The sequence below is a fragment of the Aquirufa sp. 5-AUSEE-100C1 genome (assembly GCF_054558655.1).
Genome location: NZ_JBPXKO010000004.1, coordinates 439,618 through 456,076 on the forward strand (window position 1 = coordinate 439,618; position 16,459 = coordinate 456,076).

At 43.7% G+C, this 16,459-nt stretch carries 15 protein-coding genes; 8 read left to right on the forward strand and 7 right to left on the reverse strand.

Going from position 1 to position 16,459, the window contains the following annotated elements; genetic code table 11:
- The first annotated feature begins 5 nt into the window (after positions 1-5).
- Positions 6-1,283, forward strand: coding sequence for a cell division protein FtsZ (ftsZ, locus tag ACMH5P_RS11705; protein ID WP_459494554.1), 1,278 nt, complete (start codon positions 6-8; stop codon positions 1,281-1,283).
- Here the strand turns inward: ftsZ and ACMH5P_RS11710 are convergent.
- Complete coding sequence (locus ACMH5P_RS11710) at positions 1,280-2,035, reverse strand: copper homeostasis protein CutC (protein ID WP_459494555.1); 756 nt, start codon at positions 2,033-2,035, stop codon at positions 1,280-1,282. The genes ftsZ and ACMH5P_RS11710 overlap by 4 nt on opposite strands.
- 135 nt (positions 2,036-2,170) lie before the next feature.
- Between ACMH5P_RS11710 and ACMH5P_RS11715 the strand changes: the two genes are divergently transcribed.
- Entirely contained in the window at positions 2,171-2,392 is a 222-nt protein-coding gene (locus tag ACMH5P_RS11715; protein WP_130895915.1) for a DUF2795 domain-containing protein, read from the forward strand.
- A 2-nt stretch (positions 2,393-2,394) separates the two neighbouring features.
- Here the strand turns inward: ACMH5P_RS11715 and ACMH5P_RS11720 are convergent, their stop codons facing one another.
- Positions 2,395-3,945, reverse strand: a complete 1,551-nt coding sequence (locus ACMH5P_RS11720) for a glycerol-3-phosphate dehydrogenase/oxidase (RefSeq protein ID WP_459494556.1) — start codon at positions 3,943-3,945, stop codon at positions 2,395-2,397.
- A 175-nt stretch (positions 3,946-4,120) separates the two neighbouring features.
- On the opposite strand from ACMH5P_RS11720, the gene ACMH5P_RS11725 reads away from it, so the two are divergent.
- The 4 genes from ACMH5P_RS11725 (at position 4,121) to serS (ending at position 7,965) form a co-directional block, all read left to right on the forward strand.
- A complete protein-coding gene (locus ACMH5P_RS11725) occupies positions 4,121-4,801 on the forward strand; it encodes a tetratricopeptide repeat protein (protein ID WP_459494557.1) in 681 nt (226 codons plus the stop codon).
- Between the two features lie 72 nt (positions 4,802-4,873).
- The gene (gene ribH, locus ACMH5P_RS11730; protein ID WP_459494558.1) at positions 4,874-5,353 is read left to right on the forward strand and encodes a 6,7-dimethyl-8-ribityllumazine synthase; all 480 of its coding nucleotides are present in this window, start codon (positions 4,874-4,876) and stop codon (positions 5,351-5,353) included.
- Positions 5,354-5,364: 11 nt separating this feature from the next.
- A complete protein-coding gene (locus ACMH5P_RS11735; RefSeq protein ID WP_459494598.1) occupies positions 5,365-6,684 on the forward strand; it encodes an aspartate kinase in 1,320 nt (439 codons plus the stop codon).
- Positions 6,685-6,693: 9 nt separating this feature from the next.
- Positions 6,694-7,965, forward strand: a complete 1,272-nt coding sequence (gene serS / locus ACMH5P_RS11740) for a serine--tRNA ligase (protein WP_459494559.1) — start codon at positions 6,694-6,696, stop codon at positions 7,963-7,965.
- On the opposite strand, the gene ACMH5P_RS11745 is transcribed toward serS, so the two are convergent.
- The gene (locus tag ACMH5P_RS11745) at positions 7,962-8,657 is read right to left on the reverse strand and encodes a response regulator transcription factor (protein ID WP_459494560.1); all 696 of its coding nucleotides are present in this window, start codon (positions 8,655-8,657) and stop codon (positions 7,962-7,964) included. The two genes, serS and ACMH5P_RS11745, sit on opposite strands and share 4 nt — an antisense overlap.
- Positions 8,641-10,419: a sensor histidine kinase gene (locus ACMH5P_RS11750; protein WP_459494561.1), complete on the reverse strand. Its 1,779-nt coding sequence runs from the start codon at positions 10,417-10,419 to the stop codon at positions 8,641-8,643. Before ACMH5P_RS11750 ends, ACMH5P_RS11745 begins: the two co-directional genes overlap by 17 nt.
- Positions 10,420-10,541: 122 nt before the next feature.
- Between ACMH5P_RS11750 and ACMH5P_RS11755 the strand changes: the two genes are divergently transcribed.
- The gene (locus tag ACMH5P_RS11755; RefSeq protein WP_459494562.1) at positions 10,542-11,282 is read left to right on the forward strand and encodes a T9SS type A sorting domain-containing protein; all 741 of its coding nucleotides are present in this window, start codon (positions 10,542-10,544) and stop codon (positions 11,280-11,282) included.
- Positions 11,283-11,358: 76 nt separating this feature from the next.
- Here the strand turns inward: ACMH5P_RS11755 and ACMH5P_RS11760 are convergent, their stop codons facing one another.
- From ACMH5P_RS11760 to ruvB, 3 genes are read right to left on the reverse strand one after another with little or no spacing between them, the layout of a single operon-like run.
- Entirely contained in the window at positions 11,359-13,458 is a 2,100-nt protein-coding gene (locus ACMH5P_RS11760) for a prolyl oligopeptidase family serine peptidase (protein WP_459494563.1), read from the reverse strand.
- 2 nt (positions 13,459-13,460) lie between these two features.
- On the reverse strand, positions 13,461-14,636 hold the full coding sequence (locus tag ACMH5P_RS11765; RefSeq protein ID WP_459494564.1) for an FAD-dependent oxidoreductase: 1,176 nt from the start codon (positions 14,634-14,636) through the stop codon (positions 13,461-13,463).
- Positions 14,636-15,661: a Holliday junction branch migration DNA helicase RuvB gene (ruvB, locus tag ACMH5P_RS11770; protein ID WP_459494599.1), complete on the reverse strand. Its 1,026-nt coding sequence runs from the start codon at positions 15,659-15,661 to the stop codon at positions 14,636-14,638. Before ruvB ends, ACMH5P_RS11765 begins: the two co-directional genes overlap by 1 nt.
- Positions 15,662-15,753: 92 nt before the next feature.
- Here ruvB and ACMH5P_RS11775 point away from each other — a divergent pair, with 92 nt between their 5' ends.
- On the forward strand, positions 15,754-16,455 hold the full coding sequence (locus tag ACMH5P_RS11775) for an MIP/aquaporin family protein (protein WP_459494565.1): 702 nt from the start codon (positions 15,754-15,756) through the stop codon (positions 16,453-16,455).
- The last annotated feature ends 4 nt before the right edge of the window (positions 16,456-16,459 follow it).

Genomic DNA, 16,459 nt, shown 5'->3' on the forward strand with positions numbered 1-16,459 from the left:
CCTTTATGAATTCGACAAATCCTTCATTTTACGAGCACGACATGGAAATGATCCCAGAAAACACCTTTAAATCAATTATTAAAGTAGTCGGTATCGGTGGCGGCGGATCCAATGCCGTGAAGCACATGCAGGAAATGGAAATCAAAGGGGCGGATTTGGTGATTTGCAATACCGACTCGCAAGCGTTAGCCTCCAATCCAGTTACGACGAAAATTAAATTAGGCCAACAAGGTCTAGGTGCAGGAACAGATCCTGAGGTGGGTCGTTTGGCCGCATTGGAGAGTCGGGAAAAAATCCTTAACGTCCTATCGAATGAAACCCAAATGGTGTTTATCACCGCGGGGATGGGAGGAGGAACCGGAACAGGTGCCGCACCGGTCATCGCAGAAATTGCCCGTGAAAAAAACTTATTGACGGTAGCTGTGGTAACCGCACCCTACAATTGGGAAGGACGTGACAAAATTCAATACGCCTTGAATGGCGTGGAATCACTAAAGAGATATTGTGACACGGTGATCGTGGTCATGAACGATAAATTAGCTGAACATTACGAGAATCTACCGATGTCGGATGCCTTCTCAAAAGCAGACGATGTGTTAGCCAAAGCCGTTAAATCGGTTGTTGATGTGATTGCGAAGCCCGGTGATATCAATACCGACTTCATGGATGTGAAGAAAGTATTAACCAATGCCGGAAAAGCGATGATGAGCTCAGCGCATGGCAATGGTGAAAATCGGGCACACGATGCCATTGCCGAAGCATTAACATCCCCTCTTTTAAACTCGCAACAAATTAAAGGTGCCAAGCGTATCTTAGTAACCGTTTCTACGGCTAGTGGGCATCCTTTGTTGATGAAAGAACAAAATATCATTATCAATTACCTGAATAGCCGTATCCACAAACAAGCCGACATGGTTAAATTCGGTTTCTCGACGGATGAGGAATTAGGTCAAAGTTTATACTTAACGGTTATCGCAGCCGGATTCGAACACGAGGGCGATGAGTTTGGTGGATATTTTGAAACCTCTGATTCAAGTTATGAAATAGTGGATGATCTAGGTCAAAGAGAGTTTACTCCAGGCAGCACGATTACGTTAGATACGGAATCCGGTAACAATCCGATGAGCGAAGAAGAACGCTTCAATTACCTGGTAGATCTTTATGCGAATGGTGGACCTAGCGAAACGGAATTCGAGGTACCAACCTACCGCCGCAATGCCGTGAAATTGTATGCCTTGGATCGTTTACCTGAAGATGAATGGGAAACGTCTGATTTATACTAGTTCGACCGCACTTGTGCGATTGTTTCCCGAATTAAATCTTCGCTCGAATAAGCAATTTCAAATTCCGATACTTCGGCTAAACCACCCATGGATATACCCGGGCGGCGATAAACCATGGCAGAATCCCGCAGGGTTTTTGCACTTGTATGCACAGCATCTACCCCAATGTCTAAAAAATGGCGGCAATTCTGTGGATTAACCCCACTTCCCGCCATGATTTCAATGCGTCCATCCGCCTGAATCACCAGATCTGCAATATTATCAATGCCATCAATCGCTTTGTCGCGCAGCCCCGAAGTCAAAATGCGTCTAAATCCGAGCGAAACTAATTGTTCTAGAACCTGATCGGGCTCCCTGCTCACGTCAATCGCCCGGTGAAAGGTCAAGGACAAATCGCCGACCTCCTGTCGGAGCTCTTGTAAAAAATCTACATCCAGGTCTCCATTGGGTAACAAAGCCCCAACGACCAAGCCATGTACACCGACAAGTTTAAGTTCCCGAGCATCGTAAATCAAGTTTTGTTTCTCAAAATCATCATAACAGAAATCCCCACCTCGAGAACGAAGCATCGCATGAACTTCACGCTTCGTCTTAGCCATTACCGCTTTGACTAATCCAATGGAAGGAGTACATCCGCCATCGTGCGGAGAGGAACATAGCTCGACCCGATCCGCCCCTGCCCGATCAGCAGCGATGCAAGATTCAAGTGAATAAGCACAAACTTCAACAGCAACCCTTGATTTTCTTCCCATAAAAATAGGCCCAAATGAGCCGTAAAATAGCTTTTTTGATAATTAACGAAAATTTAAGAAATAAATCTTTTATAAATATTTTTTTATTTTACTTTTGCACACAGATCAAAATGAAATAATAAAATTTCCTAAAATATGTATTGGACACTAGAACTTGCCTCCTATTTGGAAGATGCGCCTTGGCCAGCATCAAAAGATGAATTAATTGACTTCGCCATCCGTACAGGATCACCTTTAGAGGTAGTCGAAAACTTACAAGAATTAGAAGACGATGGACAACCCTTCGAAAGCATCGAAGAAATTTGGCCAGACTATCCGACGAAAGACGACTTCTTCTTCAACGAAGACGAATATTAAAATTAAGAGGCGAAAGCCTCTTTTTTTATGCCCTTGATCGACTCACTAATTTCTTGATTCCGCAATCCAATCCCCCATCGTCGCATCAACACATCATCCCACGAACTAGCCATTTCATGGGTTTTTAAATAGTCAATCTCCGATTCCAAATAAGGTAAATCCGGATGTAACCGTTTAGGTGCCTCAGCCAGTAAGTTCATCGCATTCGAACCGTAGGTCTCCCAAAGGTGAATTTGAATATCTTCTTCCACCTTCCACTGATCCACTAACTGCTGAAATTCAGGACGCATCGATTCGTCTCCGCCCGATAACCGGTAATTCGCCGTTAAACAAGGTTTAGGAACTTGATGAAAGACCTCGCGCTCCAAAACATCCAAGGTATCCGATGCCATCACCCGGTAAGTCGTCCATTTCCCACCCATGATACTCACTAACTTACTCCGACCATCGACCTCCACCTCGTGATCTCGTACCAAGGATTTCGTATCTGTCGCTAACGCCTGCTCCAAAGCGACCTGTAACAGAGGCCTTTGGCCAACGAACGTAGCCGAAACATCAGTACGAGACGCCTTTCCCGTCGCATACCGATTAAAATAATCAAGCAGGTAATCAATTTCTTCCGATAAAATCGGGGGATCCTCTCGAAGCTCATCAGGCTCGTCGGTCGTACCCACCAAAACATGTTCACGCCAAGGAATCACAAAAATCACCCGACCATCATCCGTTTTAGGAATTAATAAGGCGGTTTTCCCAGGCCAGAAAGTAGCAGGTAAAACAATGTGTGCTCCCCGACTCACCTTCATGCGAGGTCGTAACTTGGGGTTAGCCATGGTTCGAATTGCATCCGTAAACGGCCCTGTCGCATTGACGACAGCTTTCACGGGTATCTGATGCGTTTCCCCTGAAAGTAAATCACGAAAAACGACTTCCTTAATTTTAAGACTCTTTGGCGAATGAACAAACTGCGTTAATTCCGCGTAATTCAACACACATGCCCCAGCCGATTCCGCAGATTGTAAAATTGCCAAAGCATAACGAGCGTCATTCAATTGGCCATCATAATACAAAACTCCCCCACGAACATGATTCAAGGAGATCGCCGGAGTCAATTCCCGCATTTGTTGGGGGCCTAAACCCCTGCTAGGTTCTAAATTGGTATGCCCTGCAATGCGATCATACATCCACATCCCAATGCGATAGTAAATCCGCTCAAACCAAGAATAACAAGGGGTTAATAAAGCAAGCGGATGAGCTAAATACGGCGCGTTCTGCAATAAAATTCTCCGCTCATGCAGCGCCTTATACACCATTTTGAATTGCTGCCAATCCAGTTTTTTGACAGCCTGCTCCAAATACCGAACACCGCCATGAACTAATTTTGTCGACTTCGAAGATGTCTGAGAAGCAAAATCTCCTTTCTCGATAAGCAAAACCCGGTAGCCCCGCAAAGTAGCATCCAAAGCGACTCCCGCACCGGACGCACCCCCGCCAATAATACATAAATCAAACGAGCCGCTTAATTTCTTTATTTGGTCAGTGCGATTAAATGCCATTCGATTAACAGGTTTATTATCAATAAAGTACGATTTACTTCAATTTACTCCACAAATTCGAAAATAAAACGCAAAAGATTCATTTAAAATTGATAAAAATAGAAGAGATTTTATAATTTTGCAGTCCTTTGGCTCGCAACCTAAACGAGCGAAAGCATCAAAGCAATTTAATTTTATGGCAAAGAAGAAAGAAGTTACCGAATCCATTGAAATCATTGAAAGCCCAGAGGCTCTTCAACAAGAATTAACCAAAGTCACTGGATTTTTTGACCAAAATAAATCAACCGTTATTGGTGCAGCTATCGCTGTAGTTATTGTTATTGTAGGCTATTTCGGTTTCCAATGGTACCAAAATACGCAAGATGCTGAAGGCGAAAAGAAATTGTACAAGGCAGTTTATGCATTTGAATCAGATTCTTTAGCAGCAGCTTCGAAGGACCTAGCTAAAGTAGCGGATGAATTTGGTGGAAACACACAAAATTTAGCGGACTTATACCTTGGAATAACCTTGTTAAAGCAAGGAAAATACGATAATGCGATTGAGAAATTGAAGAACTTTAATAGCGGGGATTTACTCGTTCAAGCGCGTGCTTTTTCATTAATTGGTGATGCGTATTCTGAAAAGAAATCATACGCAGAAGCAATTGAGTATTACGCTAAAGCTGCGGATTATAAAGCAAACAAATTCTTTTCACCGGGTTATTTGTTGAAGTTGGCAAACGCTTACGAAGCAAACAAACAGACAAAAGAAGCTTTAGACACCTACACAGCGATCACGGAGAAATACCCAGAATCGTCCGAGGCAATTCCAGCGAAGAAATACAAATCGCTATTGGAAAGCTCTATCTCTGAATAATTCGATTTAACATTATGTCAGGAGGGGATAAGAGCAAACGCTTTTATCCCTTCTTGTTTTAGCCCCATTGCCATGTCATCTGCCTTAAAAAACTTGAGTGAATTTAGCACCAAAGACCTTCCGAACATCGCTAACAAGCGATTTGCGATCGTGGTGTCGGAGTGGAATACAGACGTAACCCATGCGCTGTATACGGGGGCTTACGATACGCTATTAAAATATGGTGCCATTGAATCAAATATCAAAAGCGTTCAGGTACCCGGTAGTTTTGAACTCAGTTTAGGTGCTCAAAAAATGGCTGAGAAATCAGAGATCGATGCGGTCATCTGTTTGGGTTGTGTGATTCAAGGTGAAACGCGTCACTTCGACTTCATTTGCCAGGCTGTAGCTGATGGAATCACAAATGTTAGCTTGAAATATAATAAACCCGTCATCTTTGGCGTATTAACGCCGAATACCCAAGAACAAGCGATGGATCGTGCGGGAGGGAAACACGGAAACAAGGGTGATGAGGCGGCGATAACCGCCATTAAAATGTTAGCAATTAATTAAGATATACTATGATGCAAGTTTGGAAATTTGGCGGAACGTCCGTAGGAAAGCCCGAGCGCATGCGCTCCATTCGTCAACTGATTACGGAAGACGGAAAACCAAAAATTGTGGTCTTATCAGCTCTATCTGGTAGTACGAATGCCTTACTCTCGATTTCCGAGTCATTAATCGCGGCAAACCAACAAGAAGCTAAAACGAAAGCGGCTGAATTACGCGCGCATTACGATGCCTTCTTAACCGAACTTTATAATACGCCTGCTGGCTTAGGTAAAGGACAAGCCATCGTTGAAAAAGAATTTGCCTTCATCGATAGCCTGATTGCCACCGTTCCCTATACAGTTAAAGAGGAAAAGGAAATGGTCGCTTTGGGCGAATTACTTTCTACCCAAATTTTCGAGGCCTATCTACAAGAGGAAGGAGTTAATTCCACGCTATTACCTGCCTTGGATTTCATGGTCATTGATGGGGACAATGAGCCTGTGATGTCTGAAATCGAGACAAAATTAGCGAAAACCCTGGCACCCGTTAAAGACAAGCAAATCTTCATCACACAAGGATTTATCTGCCGCAACCCTGCTGGGGAAGTGGATAACCTGAAACGTGGGGGTTCCGACTATACCGCATCGCTGATCGGGGGAGCAATTCAAGCCGAAGAAATTCAAATCTGGACGGACATCGATGGAATGCACAATAACGATCCGCGCATCGTGAAAAATACGTTCCCCATCCGGGAATTGTCTTTCGCAGAAGCAGCGGAATTAGCCTATTTCGGCGCTAAAATCTTGCATCCGAGCACGATTACACCCGCTAAAATCAAAGGTGTTCCCGTTCGTTTGAAAAACACAATGGAACCCAGCGCTTATGGAACATTGATCTCGGAAAAATCTACCGATGTCGAAATTAAAGCCATCGCAGCGAAGGATAACATCACGGCTATCTACATCCACTCTACGCGTATGCTGAACGCCTATGGTTTCCTAAAGCGGGTGTTTGAAATTTTCGAAAAATACAAGACGCCGGTCGACATGATCACTACCTCCGAAGTTTCGGTATCCGTGACCATCGATCAAACGTCGAACCTCGATGCCATCATGCGCGAGCTACGTGAATTTGCTGAATTAGAGGACCCAGACAAGGATCAGGTCATCATCTGCATCGTGGGTAATTTCTGGGCAGATAAAGAGGGAATTGCCATTAAGGTATTGGATGCCATCAAGAACATCCCAATTCGCATGATCTCTTACGGGGCATCCGAACATAATATTTCCCTTTTGGTCGATGCCAAACATAAAAACGATGCATTAAACGCATTGAATGAAGGACTTTTCTAAACAAACACCATGTTAACGATACCATTTATCCGGACAAACACGGAAGTCACTATCGCGGGTTTAAGCAAAAAGTATGTCAATGACGCAGCAAGCATTGTCACCCAGCTGCTTGCCATGGATGATAAACGTAAAGCCTTGCTCCAACAAGCCGAACAAGCACTTGAAAAATCCAACGCGACAGCCAAGGAAATTGGGGCATTAATGCAATCCGGACAGAAAGAATTAGCTGAAGGGAAGCGTGCAGAAACGGCTGCGCTCAAAGGTGAAATTAAAGCGATGGAAGAAGCTGCTCGTGCAGCTGAAAAGGAGCTTAACGACCTATTAGTCACGCTCCCAAATTTACCGCATAGCTCGGTTCCGGAAGGAAAAGTAGCTGAGGATAACGAAGTTGTTCTTGAATGGGGAACTATTCCAAGTCTTGCAGCAGACGCAAAACCCCACTGGGACCTAATCAAAGATTACGACATCATCGATTTCGACCTAGGAAACAAAATTACGGGTGCTGGATTTCCTGTCTACAAAGGTAAAGGCGCGCGCTTACAACGTGCCTTGATTAATTTTTTCTTGGACGAGGCGATACAAGCAGGATACTACGAAATCCAACCACCCATTTTGATCAATGAAGATTCAGGGTTTGGTACCGGACAATTGCCTGACAAAGAAGGCCAAATGTACCAAACACAGGCGGAAGGACTTTATTTAATCCCTACAGCTGAAGTACCTATTACGAATCTATACCGGGATGTCATCGTCAATGAAAAAGAATTGCCGATTAAAAACGTAGGCCATACACCTTGCTTCCGCCGTGAAGCGGGATCATGGGGCGCTCACGTACGCGGGCTAAATCGCTTACACCAGTTCGATAAAATTGAAATCGTTCAGATTCAAAAACCAGAGCATTCGTATGCGGCTTTGGAGGAGATGTCCTTACACGTACAAAGCATCTTAAAAAAATTAGAATTGCCTTACCGCGTGTTACGACTTTGTGCAGGAGACATGAGTTTTACATCTGCCTTGACTTACGACATGGAGGTCTGGTCGGCCGCGCAAGGGCGCTGGTTAGAGGTAAGTTCGGTGTCCAACTTTGAAACGTATCAAGCAAATCGCTTGAAACTACGGACAAAAATCGATGGAAAATCGATTCTTTGCCATACCTTAAATGGCTCTGCATTAGCATTGCCACGTATTGTGGCAGCAATTCTAGAGAATAACCAAGGTCCGGATGGAATCAAGATCCCGGCGGTATTGGTACCCTATACTGGATTTACACACATCAATTAATCCACACTCAATCGGAAACCCTCGCCGTGCAAATTAATCAATTGTACGCGAGGGTCTTCTTTTAAGAGCTTACGTAACTTGGTCATGTACACGTCCATGCTACGCGCATTGAAATAGGTGTCATCTCCCCAAATTAATTTCAAGGCATAAGACCGACTCACCGGACGGCCTAAATTCTCGCATAACAATTTCATCAACTCATTCTCCTTCGGAGTGAATTTTTGCTCTGTACCTTGAAAAACCAGGCGCATCTTGGCTGGGTAATAGGTAAAATCTCCCAAAGCAATTTCATCAGCCAAGGCTGGAAGTGTCTTATCTGATTTCATGCGACGTAGTACTGCCTCCATGCGCGCAACAAGTACATCCATGGAAAAAGGTTTTGTCAGATAGTCATCAGCCCCCACTTTAAATCCTTGTAGGGTATCCTCCTCCATCGATTTGGCTGTCAAGAAAATAATAGGTACGTCGAGGTGCGTCGCACGAATATCCTTTGCCAAAGAAAAACCATCTTTCTTCGGCATCATGACATCGAGTACACAAAGGTCAAAATGGCCTTTTACGAAAAAATCAAGTGCCTGGTCACCATCTTGGGCCCATGAGACTTCATAGCCCTTCTTCTTTAAGAATTCAGACAATAACAATCCCAAATTAGGATCGTCTTCCGCCAATAAAATACTAGGATTCGTTGCCATAAGGTATTGTGATTTCAAATGTACTTCCTTTTCCTAATTGACTCTTAACAAAAACGTTACCGCCATGCGCTACAACGATTTTCTTCACATAACTCAATCCCAATCCAAAGCCCTTCACATTGTGAACATTGCCTGTAGGGACACGATAAAAAGGTTCGAAGACCTGTCCCAATACATCCTTTTGCATTCCAATCCCTTGATCGGAAACAGCAAGGAGAATACCCGATGAATCAGAAGATGTTTCAATGTGAATGATCGGCTCGCCTGTGCTGTATTTCACCGCATTATCAATCAAATTATTAATGACATTGCTGATATGCACCTCATCGATGATCATATTAGCTGGATCAGCTTGTAAATCAGTTGTCAATGACCCCTGTTTAGCCGCCAACATCGGTTGGTTCATATCAATTACTTGCTGAATCAACTCATGCATATCCACTTTGCGTTTCTTCAAGATAATTTCTTCCCGTTCCATTTGGGCAGTCTGCAAGACGCGTTCCACTTGTTGGCCTAAACGCACATTCTCATCCTTGATAATCCCTAAATAACGCTGAATCGTACCATTATCCACCACGCTCGAATCCTCTTGAATCAACTGAGTTGCTAAAGAAATGGTAGAAATGGGTGTTTTAAATTCGTGCGTCATGTTATTGATGAAATCATTTTTGATTTCAGCTAACTTCTTTTGACGAATAATGGTCATGAGCGCGATGTAAAAGCATCCAATCATGATAAACAGTAACACGGCAGACCCTAATAAATTCACGCCCATCGTTTGCCAGATAAAACCCATGGAATCTGGGAAATGCACATGTAAAAACTGACCCGAGTTGTGTAAATCATTCGGGAATAGGGCAGCCATAAATTGGACAGGTTGACGTTTAATATGCGAATTAGATGCATAAATCCAATCCTTAGACTTTTTCGGGGTAGCAGGGCCAATCCCAAACGAATAATCCAAGTTGACATGTTTCTCAGCAAGCTCCTTGCGCAACAAACTATCGATGTAATGCGGCTCAACCCGTTCATTGATCGGACGTTCCTTGAACAAATAATCTGAAAATACTTCTTTGGCTAAAGCCGTTTTTTGAATGACTTTATTTATTTCAAGTGTTGAGTTTTGAGTAGAACCCGCATTCACTTGGGTATCAGGTAATTTATTTAATCGCTTTTTTGAATCTCGACGTTCCGATTTCGTTCTAATTTGACCATTAGGCCAATGCGATGCATCAACCTCTCCCAATAAATTGGATAGTTGCTGGTCTTCCTGTAAGCGACGTTGCATTTCCTGTTCAGGGTCGACATCGACACGGTACTCCTCGGTAATTTCAGCGATTTGACCGTTTGGGAGCATAAATGATTTCCGGACATACATGATGTCGGAGCGAATCTCATTCGAAAAGGCTCGTCCGATTCGATTCTTTCCAACTACCTCCGGGGCCATGTGAGGTTCCGGTACTGGGATTTCGGCTGGCTTTGGGAGGCGCTTAACTTTGGGTTTCTTCGAACTTAGTTTGTCGGCCAACTCTTTGATTTTCTGCTGTTGGCTCTCATAAGACTTTTGCCTTTGTGCCAACATAACCAGTTCCTGCTTCTCTAATTTTCGAACTACTTGTGCTAAACCATCTTGGACGTCTACCGCAAATTGTTCCTTCTTGGTTTCAAGCATAAAGCCTAACCAATAAGCCTGAAAGGCAATGAGACCCAGCAATGCGAGTGACATCAAACTTACGACCAAGCGAATTTTCTTTTGCGACATAGAATCAAAATAGAATAACAAAATTATCAAAATACACCGATGTAGAAAGGACTCTTAACACATCTTAACAATCAATATTTACAGGCATTTCGTAAGTTTGCCCTGTATTAAAAAATAACCCTATGAAATACATCATCCTAAGCGCCGCCATGGCCATGTCGAGTTTAACCTTAAAAGCTCAAGAAAAACAAGATGCCACCATCAAGATCGTGGTCGAAGAAAATGGTAAACAGAAAATCATTGAACGCCACTTCTCCGATTTCAGCAAAGCTGATGGTGAATTGAAGAAATTTACAGACTCCTTAGATTTAAATATCAAAGTAGGAGGAGGTAAGAAAAAAATCATCCGAATGGATGTCAACAAAAAATCCCATCAAGGAGCCAGTATCGAGAAAGATGGAGAAAACATCATCATTCATCGCTCAGAGGGCGGAATGGGGCCACGTGAAAACAAGCGTGTAATGATCTTCCGTGGAAAAGACGGTGAGACCATTACCGAAAACCTACAAGGTCCCGAGGAATTCGATATTCAACTAGATGGTCCAGGCAAGGGGATGATGGCGTTTCGTAAAATCCATGAAAACCTCTTAGAGCAAGGATCTAAAACCGTTCAAGGTTTGAAGATTACACCGAATAAACCATTTAATGGAACCTTGAGCATCAAATTCCACACACCCGAAAAAGGAAACGTGACTATTTCCGTATCGGATGTGAATGGCAAAGAAGTGGCTAATGCACAATTAAAAGATTTCCAAGGTGATTACTTGGGACAAGTCGATATCAAAAAAGCAGGAACAGGCGTTTATTTTGTCCGTGTTACACAAGGTAATGACGGGGCTGTTCGCCGAATTAAGGTTGATTAGTTTTTTTCCCCAGGCTTTCGCCTGGGGCTTTATTTTATCTGCCTAAGTCAAAACCCTGAGCAACGCTCGGGGTTTTTTATTTGCCCATATTCTCCCAAGCAAAAGCATACATATCCGCAGTCAATTCGATTAATTTAGCCGTATTGCTTGAGCCATGTCCGCTATTAGTATCAATTCGAATAATAATGGGCTTCTTACTTGTATTCTTTTCTTGCAACGCGGCCGCGTACTTAAATGAATGCGCCGGTACCACCCGATCATCATGATCGGCCGTCGTAATCAACGTAGCAGGATATGCCTTCGCCTCGATATTATGCAAGGGCGAATAACTGCGTAAGACTTTGAATTCGTCCTCATTATCACTCGAACCATAGTCAGCGATCCAATTCCAACCGATCGTAAATTTCTGAAAGCGCAACATGTCCATGACACCAACGCCCGGCAAGGCTACTCCGAATAATTTAGGCTCTTGATTAATCACCGCACCTACCAATAAGCCGCCATTCGAACGTCCTGAAGCCGCTAAATAGGGTGAAGAGGTGTATTTATTTTTAATTAAATCTTTCGCTGCATAGATGAAATCATCAAACACATTTTGCTTATTCAACTTCATTCCAGCTTGATGCCATTTCTCACCATATTCGCCACCTCCGCGCAAATTCGCTAGCACATAGACCCCTCCTTTTTCTAACCAAGCCATAAGACTCGCGGTGAAAGTAGGCGTTGAACTGATGTTAAAACCCCCATAACCATGTAAAATAGTCGGATTCTTTCCATTCAATACCAAGCCCTTTTTACTTACAATAAACATGGGAACTCGCGTACCATCCTTGCTTTGGTAAAACTTTTGAATCACCTGAAAATCCTCCGGCTTAAATGCCAAACGAGGTTTTTGAAAAACTTTACTCGAATTAGAGGCAATGGTATATTGATAAACCGTTGGCGGAAAGTTAAAGGATGAATAGGTGTAAAATACCGAGGTATCGTCCTTCTCCCCATCAAAACCACTTACATTTCCTAGGCCAGGTAATTTAACGGATCCTATACCTACACCTTTGTAATTATAAATCAGTGTACGCGAGGTCACATCTTTCAAATAAGTCAGGTACAAGCGATTGCCTGCACTGGAAACCGACTGCAAGGGCTCAGCACGCTCGGGAATCAGTGGCTTCCAATTGGCCTTCTCCGCTTTCGCCAAATTTAATTCAACGAGTTTCCCATTCGGCGCAGCATCATTCGTTTCAAGAATCAATCGGTCTCCCTCATTATCCACGACGGAATAATGAAATGCGCCTGGCTCTCGAACGATGGGTCTAAATACATCCCCTGCGATATCCGTACGGATAAACCACAAGGCATTGCCATCCAATCCCTTACCCCGATCACTAATCGTTAAATAAGCCAAGGTCTCGTCATCCGACGTGCTCATCGTATGAAAGCGTTGCGGATTTTTTTTATCCTCATACACCAAACGGTCCTGGCTTTGAGGAGTACCCACTTGATGGTACCAGACCTGATGATTTTCATTTTTAGTACTCAACTCCTTTCCTTCCGCTGGAGCTGGATATCGGGAATAATAAAAACCATCCCCCTTCCAGGCAACGCCACTCACCTTCACCCAATTCAATTGATCCGGCAAATCTTTACCAGTCTCCATATCCCGAACACCATAAACTTGCCAATCACTCCCTCCCTTACTTAATCCAATGCAAGCATAGCGACCATTCTTGCTCAAACTAAATACAGTCAAACGTGTCGTCGCATCCGAAGACAATTTATTGGGATCCAAAACTTCCTCCGGAGTTCCCTTTAAGCCTTTTTGACGATACAAAACGGACTGATTCTGCAAGCCTGAATTCTTGTAAAAATAAAACCAGTCGCCACGCTTAAACGGGGCAGAAATCTTCTCATAGTTACTAAGTTGTTCAATACGTTTTTTGAAAGTCTCACGCAAAGGCAAGGTTTCCAAATAGCCGAAGCTTACCTTATTCTGCGCCTTCACCCATTCCTTCGTCTCTTGACTGTTATCATCTTCTAACCAACGATAAGGATCAGCTACCGTGACCCCATGATAGACATCTTCCTGAGCCACTTGGCGCGTCTTTGGATAAAGCAATTGTGACCAAGCGGCCGAATTAATGAACATTCCCATCAGTAAAATCAAATACTTTTTCATATTTATTTTGTTTTAGGTAACCATAAAATGGCATCAGCAACCAACAAGCCATTGGCCCCGCGCTGCGTAACTAATAGATCCCCAGTCATGTTTTCATCGAAATGATAGTTTCCCACAGGAACCCATGTTTCTGATGTATTGGGGCTTAATTTCAAAGATACTGGATATCGCGTCTTTGCCACATAAACTTCCATATTGATGACGCTTGTCCCACCGCGAACCGCCGGAATGTAATAATACAACGTATAATCACCTTTCAATGGCATTCTAGACGAAAAACGAATCCGAGATCCCAAATCATCCAATGGATTTGTCTGCAAATGCAAGGCGCCATATGACCCAGGTTGATTCTTAATTTTGTTCCAATGCCCTATAATTTCCATGTTGGCCATATCTGCATCATCAATAATCAAGTCGGGCCGAGAACCATCCATCCAGGGATTATATCTAAAATAACGCTCCACTTCCTCAGGACTAACCTTCGATACGACTAAATCCTTGGACATCGATTCCAAAGCAACAATTGCCGCAATTTGACCCATCTGCAAACCCCATAAATCAGAATTTTTACCTGCAAGTAAAACCGGAGCCTGTATATTATTCAAAGGTGGCTCCACATAAACCAAGCGTGTAGAAGTACCTCCCATACCATCTTCCTCCAACTCTTTTCGGGCTTGATAACCCGTTTTGAGCAACATGTCTCCTGTATAAGAACAATCAATATACGATTTAGCACGGACTAATTTTACCCCTTCGCTCGTTTGTAGACTTAATTGCTTCACCTCATTATCCTCGACTTGACTGGAAATCACCTCATGCCCGGCCCAAACTGTGACCTTCGCATTTTCTAAATACGATTGCAAAACTTCGATTCCCACATTTACATCAAATTCATAGGCTTCGAATTTTCCTATTTTCGCTCCTACCCGACGATAAAAGTCGCGCGACAAGCCTTTAAGACTCGCTCGATTGACCTCCAATTTACCCCCTAAACCTTGATGGGCATAGGGTACGTGTACCGCTGCATCGACCAGCAATACCTTCTTCCCCGCAACTTTAGCAGCATATGAGGCGATAACACCAGCCGGATTGGCACCGTAAACGATGACGTCGAACGACTGGACTTTTTGACCGAAACAAGTGGTGGCCAACAACAAAAAAAGGATAAAATAACGCATTAAAACAAAGTTCCGGTTTGAGCTTTGGGTTCAATCCCCACATGGCGATAGGCCTTCTCGGTCGCCTCGCGTCCTCGAGAGGTACGCTTTAAGAAACCTTCCTGAATCAAGAAGGGCTCGTAGACCTCCTCAATCGTTTCCGCCTCCTCGCCACAAGCTGTTGCGATGGTGGTTAGCCCTACGGGCCCCCCTTTAAATTTCTCAATGATGGTCATCAAAATTCGATTATCCATTTCATCCAAGCCATTTTGATCAACATCCAAAGCGTCCAAGGCGATTTGTGCGATGCGCACATCGATTTCTCCATTACCCTTTACTTGCGCGAAATCACGTGTTCGTCGTAATAGATTATTCGCGATACGAGGTGTCCCGCGACTCCGTCGCGCAATCTCATAAGCACCCGATTCTTCAATAGGCATTTTGAGAATTTGAGCAGAACGCTTCACGATGTTCGTTAGCAATTTCGCATCATAATATTCCAAACGGGCATTAATCCCGAAACGAGCTCGTAAGGGAGAGGTCAATAAACCAGCACGCGTTGTGGCACCGATTAAGGTAAATGGATTTAAACTAATTTGAATACTCCGGGCATTGGGTCCGGAATCCAACATAATATCAATCTTATAATCCTCCATGGCAGAATACAAATATTCCTCCACAATGGGATTTAAGCGATGTATCTCATCAATGAACAAAACATCGTAAGGCTGTAAATTCGTCAACAATCCGGCCAAATCCGAAGGTTTATCCAACACAGGACCCGAGGTGATTTTTAAGGTAGACCCTAATTCGTTCGCAATAATGTGCGAAAGAGTTGTCTTACCGAGTCCCGGAGGGCCGTGTAACAATACGTGATCCAATGCTTCTTCCCGGGCTTTGGCCGCGCCCACAAAGACTTTGAGATTATCCACAATTTTCCCTTGACCCGTAAAGTCGAAAAAGCTCAATGGACGCAAGGCCTTATCGATCTCACGTTCTTGTGGATTGAGCGCCTCCGCATCACCTGTTAAATAATCTTCCCGCATAGGACTATCTTGATTCAAAATTGAATTCAAAGATAATTTTTTTATTGCGAAGATTTTATAGTTTTGACAAACCAACAAGAATATCTAAACCTATGAGTTCAATTTTTATCGGCGAGTTAGCCGGAACAGCAACCCTATTATACCTTGGAAACGGCGTCGTAGCCAATGTCCTCTTAAAAAATACCAAAGGAAACGGAACGGGATTGTTAGCCATCGCAGCAGCTTGGGCATTTGCGGTGACCATTGCCATTTATGTATCCACCTATTTTGGAAGTTCTGGTGCACACCTAAATCCCATTGTTACCATTGCGGGTTGTGTGAAATCAGGGGATTGGAGTTTATTTCCAACGTTCATAGGAGCACAACTTTTAGGCGCAATGCTCGGGCAATTATTGGTTTGGCTACATTATAAACCTCACTACGATATCACGGAAGATGCAGGCGCCATCAAGGCAAGTTTTTGCACAGATCCTGCCATCCGAAATACCCCTTTCAATTTTATCTCCGAAGCTTTTGCCTCGGCAGTAGCCGTGCTTGCCTTGGGTACCTTTAGTACCATCGAAACGGGTCTTGGCCCATTTTTAGTCGGCATTTTGGTTTGGGTCGTAGGCCTCGGTTTAGGTGGAACAACCGGTTATGCCATCAACCCAGCACGTGATCTAGGTCCACGCATCATGCATGCCATCTTACCGATCAAACATAAAGGTGATTCAGATTGGGGCTACGCTTGGGTTCCCGTATTAGGCCCGGCGGCGGGAGCCGTATTAGGTGCTTATTTGTTGACTCTTAATTAATTTC

Coding starts and splice junctions, on each gene's coding strand:
- ftsZ (WP_459494554.1), top strand. CDS start 6: ATGAATTCGACAAATCCTTCATTTTACGAGCACGACATGGAAATGATC.
- ACMH5P_RS11710 (WP_459494555.1), bottom strand. CDS start 2,035: ATGGGAAGAAAATCAAGGGTTGCTGTTGAAGTTTGTGCTTATTCACTT.
- ACMH5P_RS11715 (WP_130895915.1), top strand. CDS start 2,171: ATGTATTGGACACTAGAACTTGCCTCCTATTTGGAAGATGCGCCTTGG.
- ACMH5P_RS11720 (WP_459494556.1), bottom strand. CDS start 3,945: ATGGCATTTAATCGCACTGACCAAATAAAGAAATTAAGCGGCTCGTTT.
- ACMH5P_RS11725 (WP_459494557.1), top strand. CDS start 4,121: ATGGCAAAGAAGAAAGAAGTTACCGAATCCATTGAAATCATTGAAAGC.
- ribH (WP_459494558.1), top strand. CDS start 4,874: ATGTCATCTGCCTTAAAAAACTTGAGTGAATTTAGCACCAAAGACCTT.
- ACMH5P_RS11735 (WP_459494598.1), top strand. CDS start 5,365: ATGCAAGTTTGGAAATTTGGCGGAACGTCCGTAGGAAAGCCCGAGCGC.
- serS (WP_459494559.1), top strand. CDS start 6,694: ATGTTAACGATACCATTTATCCGGACAAACACGGAAGTCACTATCGCG.
- ACMH5P_RS11745 (WP_459494560.1), bottom strand. CDS start 8,657: ATGGCAACGAATCCTAGTATTTTATTGGCGGAAGACGATCCTAATTTG.
- ACMH5P_RS11750 (WP_459494561.1), bottom strand. CDS start 10,419: ATGTCGCAAAAGAAAATTCGCTTGGTCGTAAGTTTGATGTCACTCGCA.
- ACMH5P_RS11755 (WP_459494562.1), top strand. CDS start 10,542: ATGAAATACATCATCCTAAGCGCCGCCATGGCCATGTCGAGTTTAACC.
- ACMH5P_RS11760 (WP_459494563.1), bottom strand. CDS start 13,458: ATGAAAAAGTATTTGATTTTACTGATGGGAATGTTCATTAATTCGGCC.
- ACMH5P_RS11765 (WP_459494564.1), bottom strand. CDS start 14,636: ATGCGTTATTTTATCCTTTTTTTGTTGTTGGCCACCACTTGTTTCGGT.
- ruvB (WP_459494599.1), bottom strand. CDS start 15,661: ATGCGGGAAGATTATTTAACAGGTGATGCGGAGGCGCTCAATCCACAA.
- ACMH5P_RS11775 (WP_459494565.1), top strand. CDS start 15,754: ATGAGTTCAATTTTTATCGGCGAGTTAGCCGGAACAGCAACCCTATTA.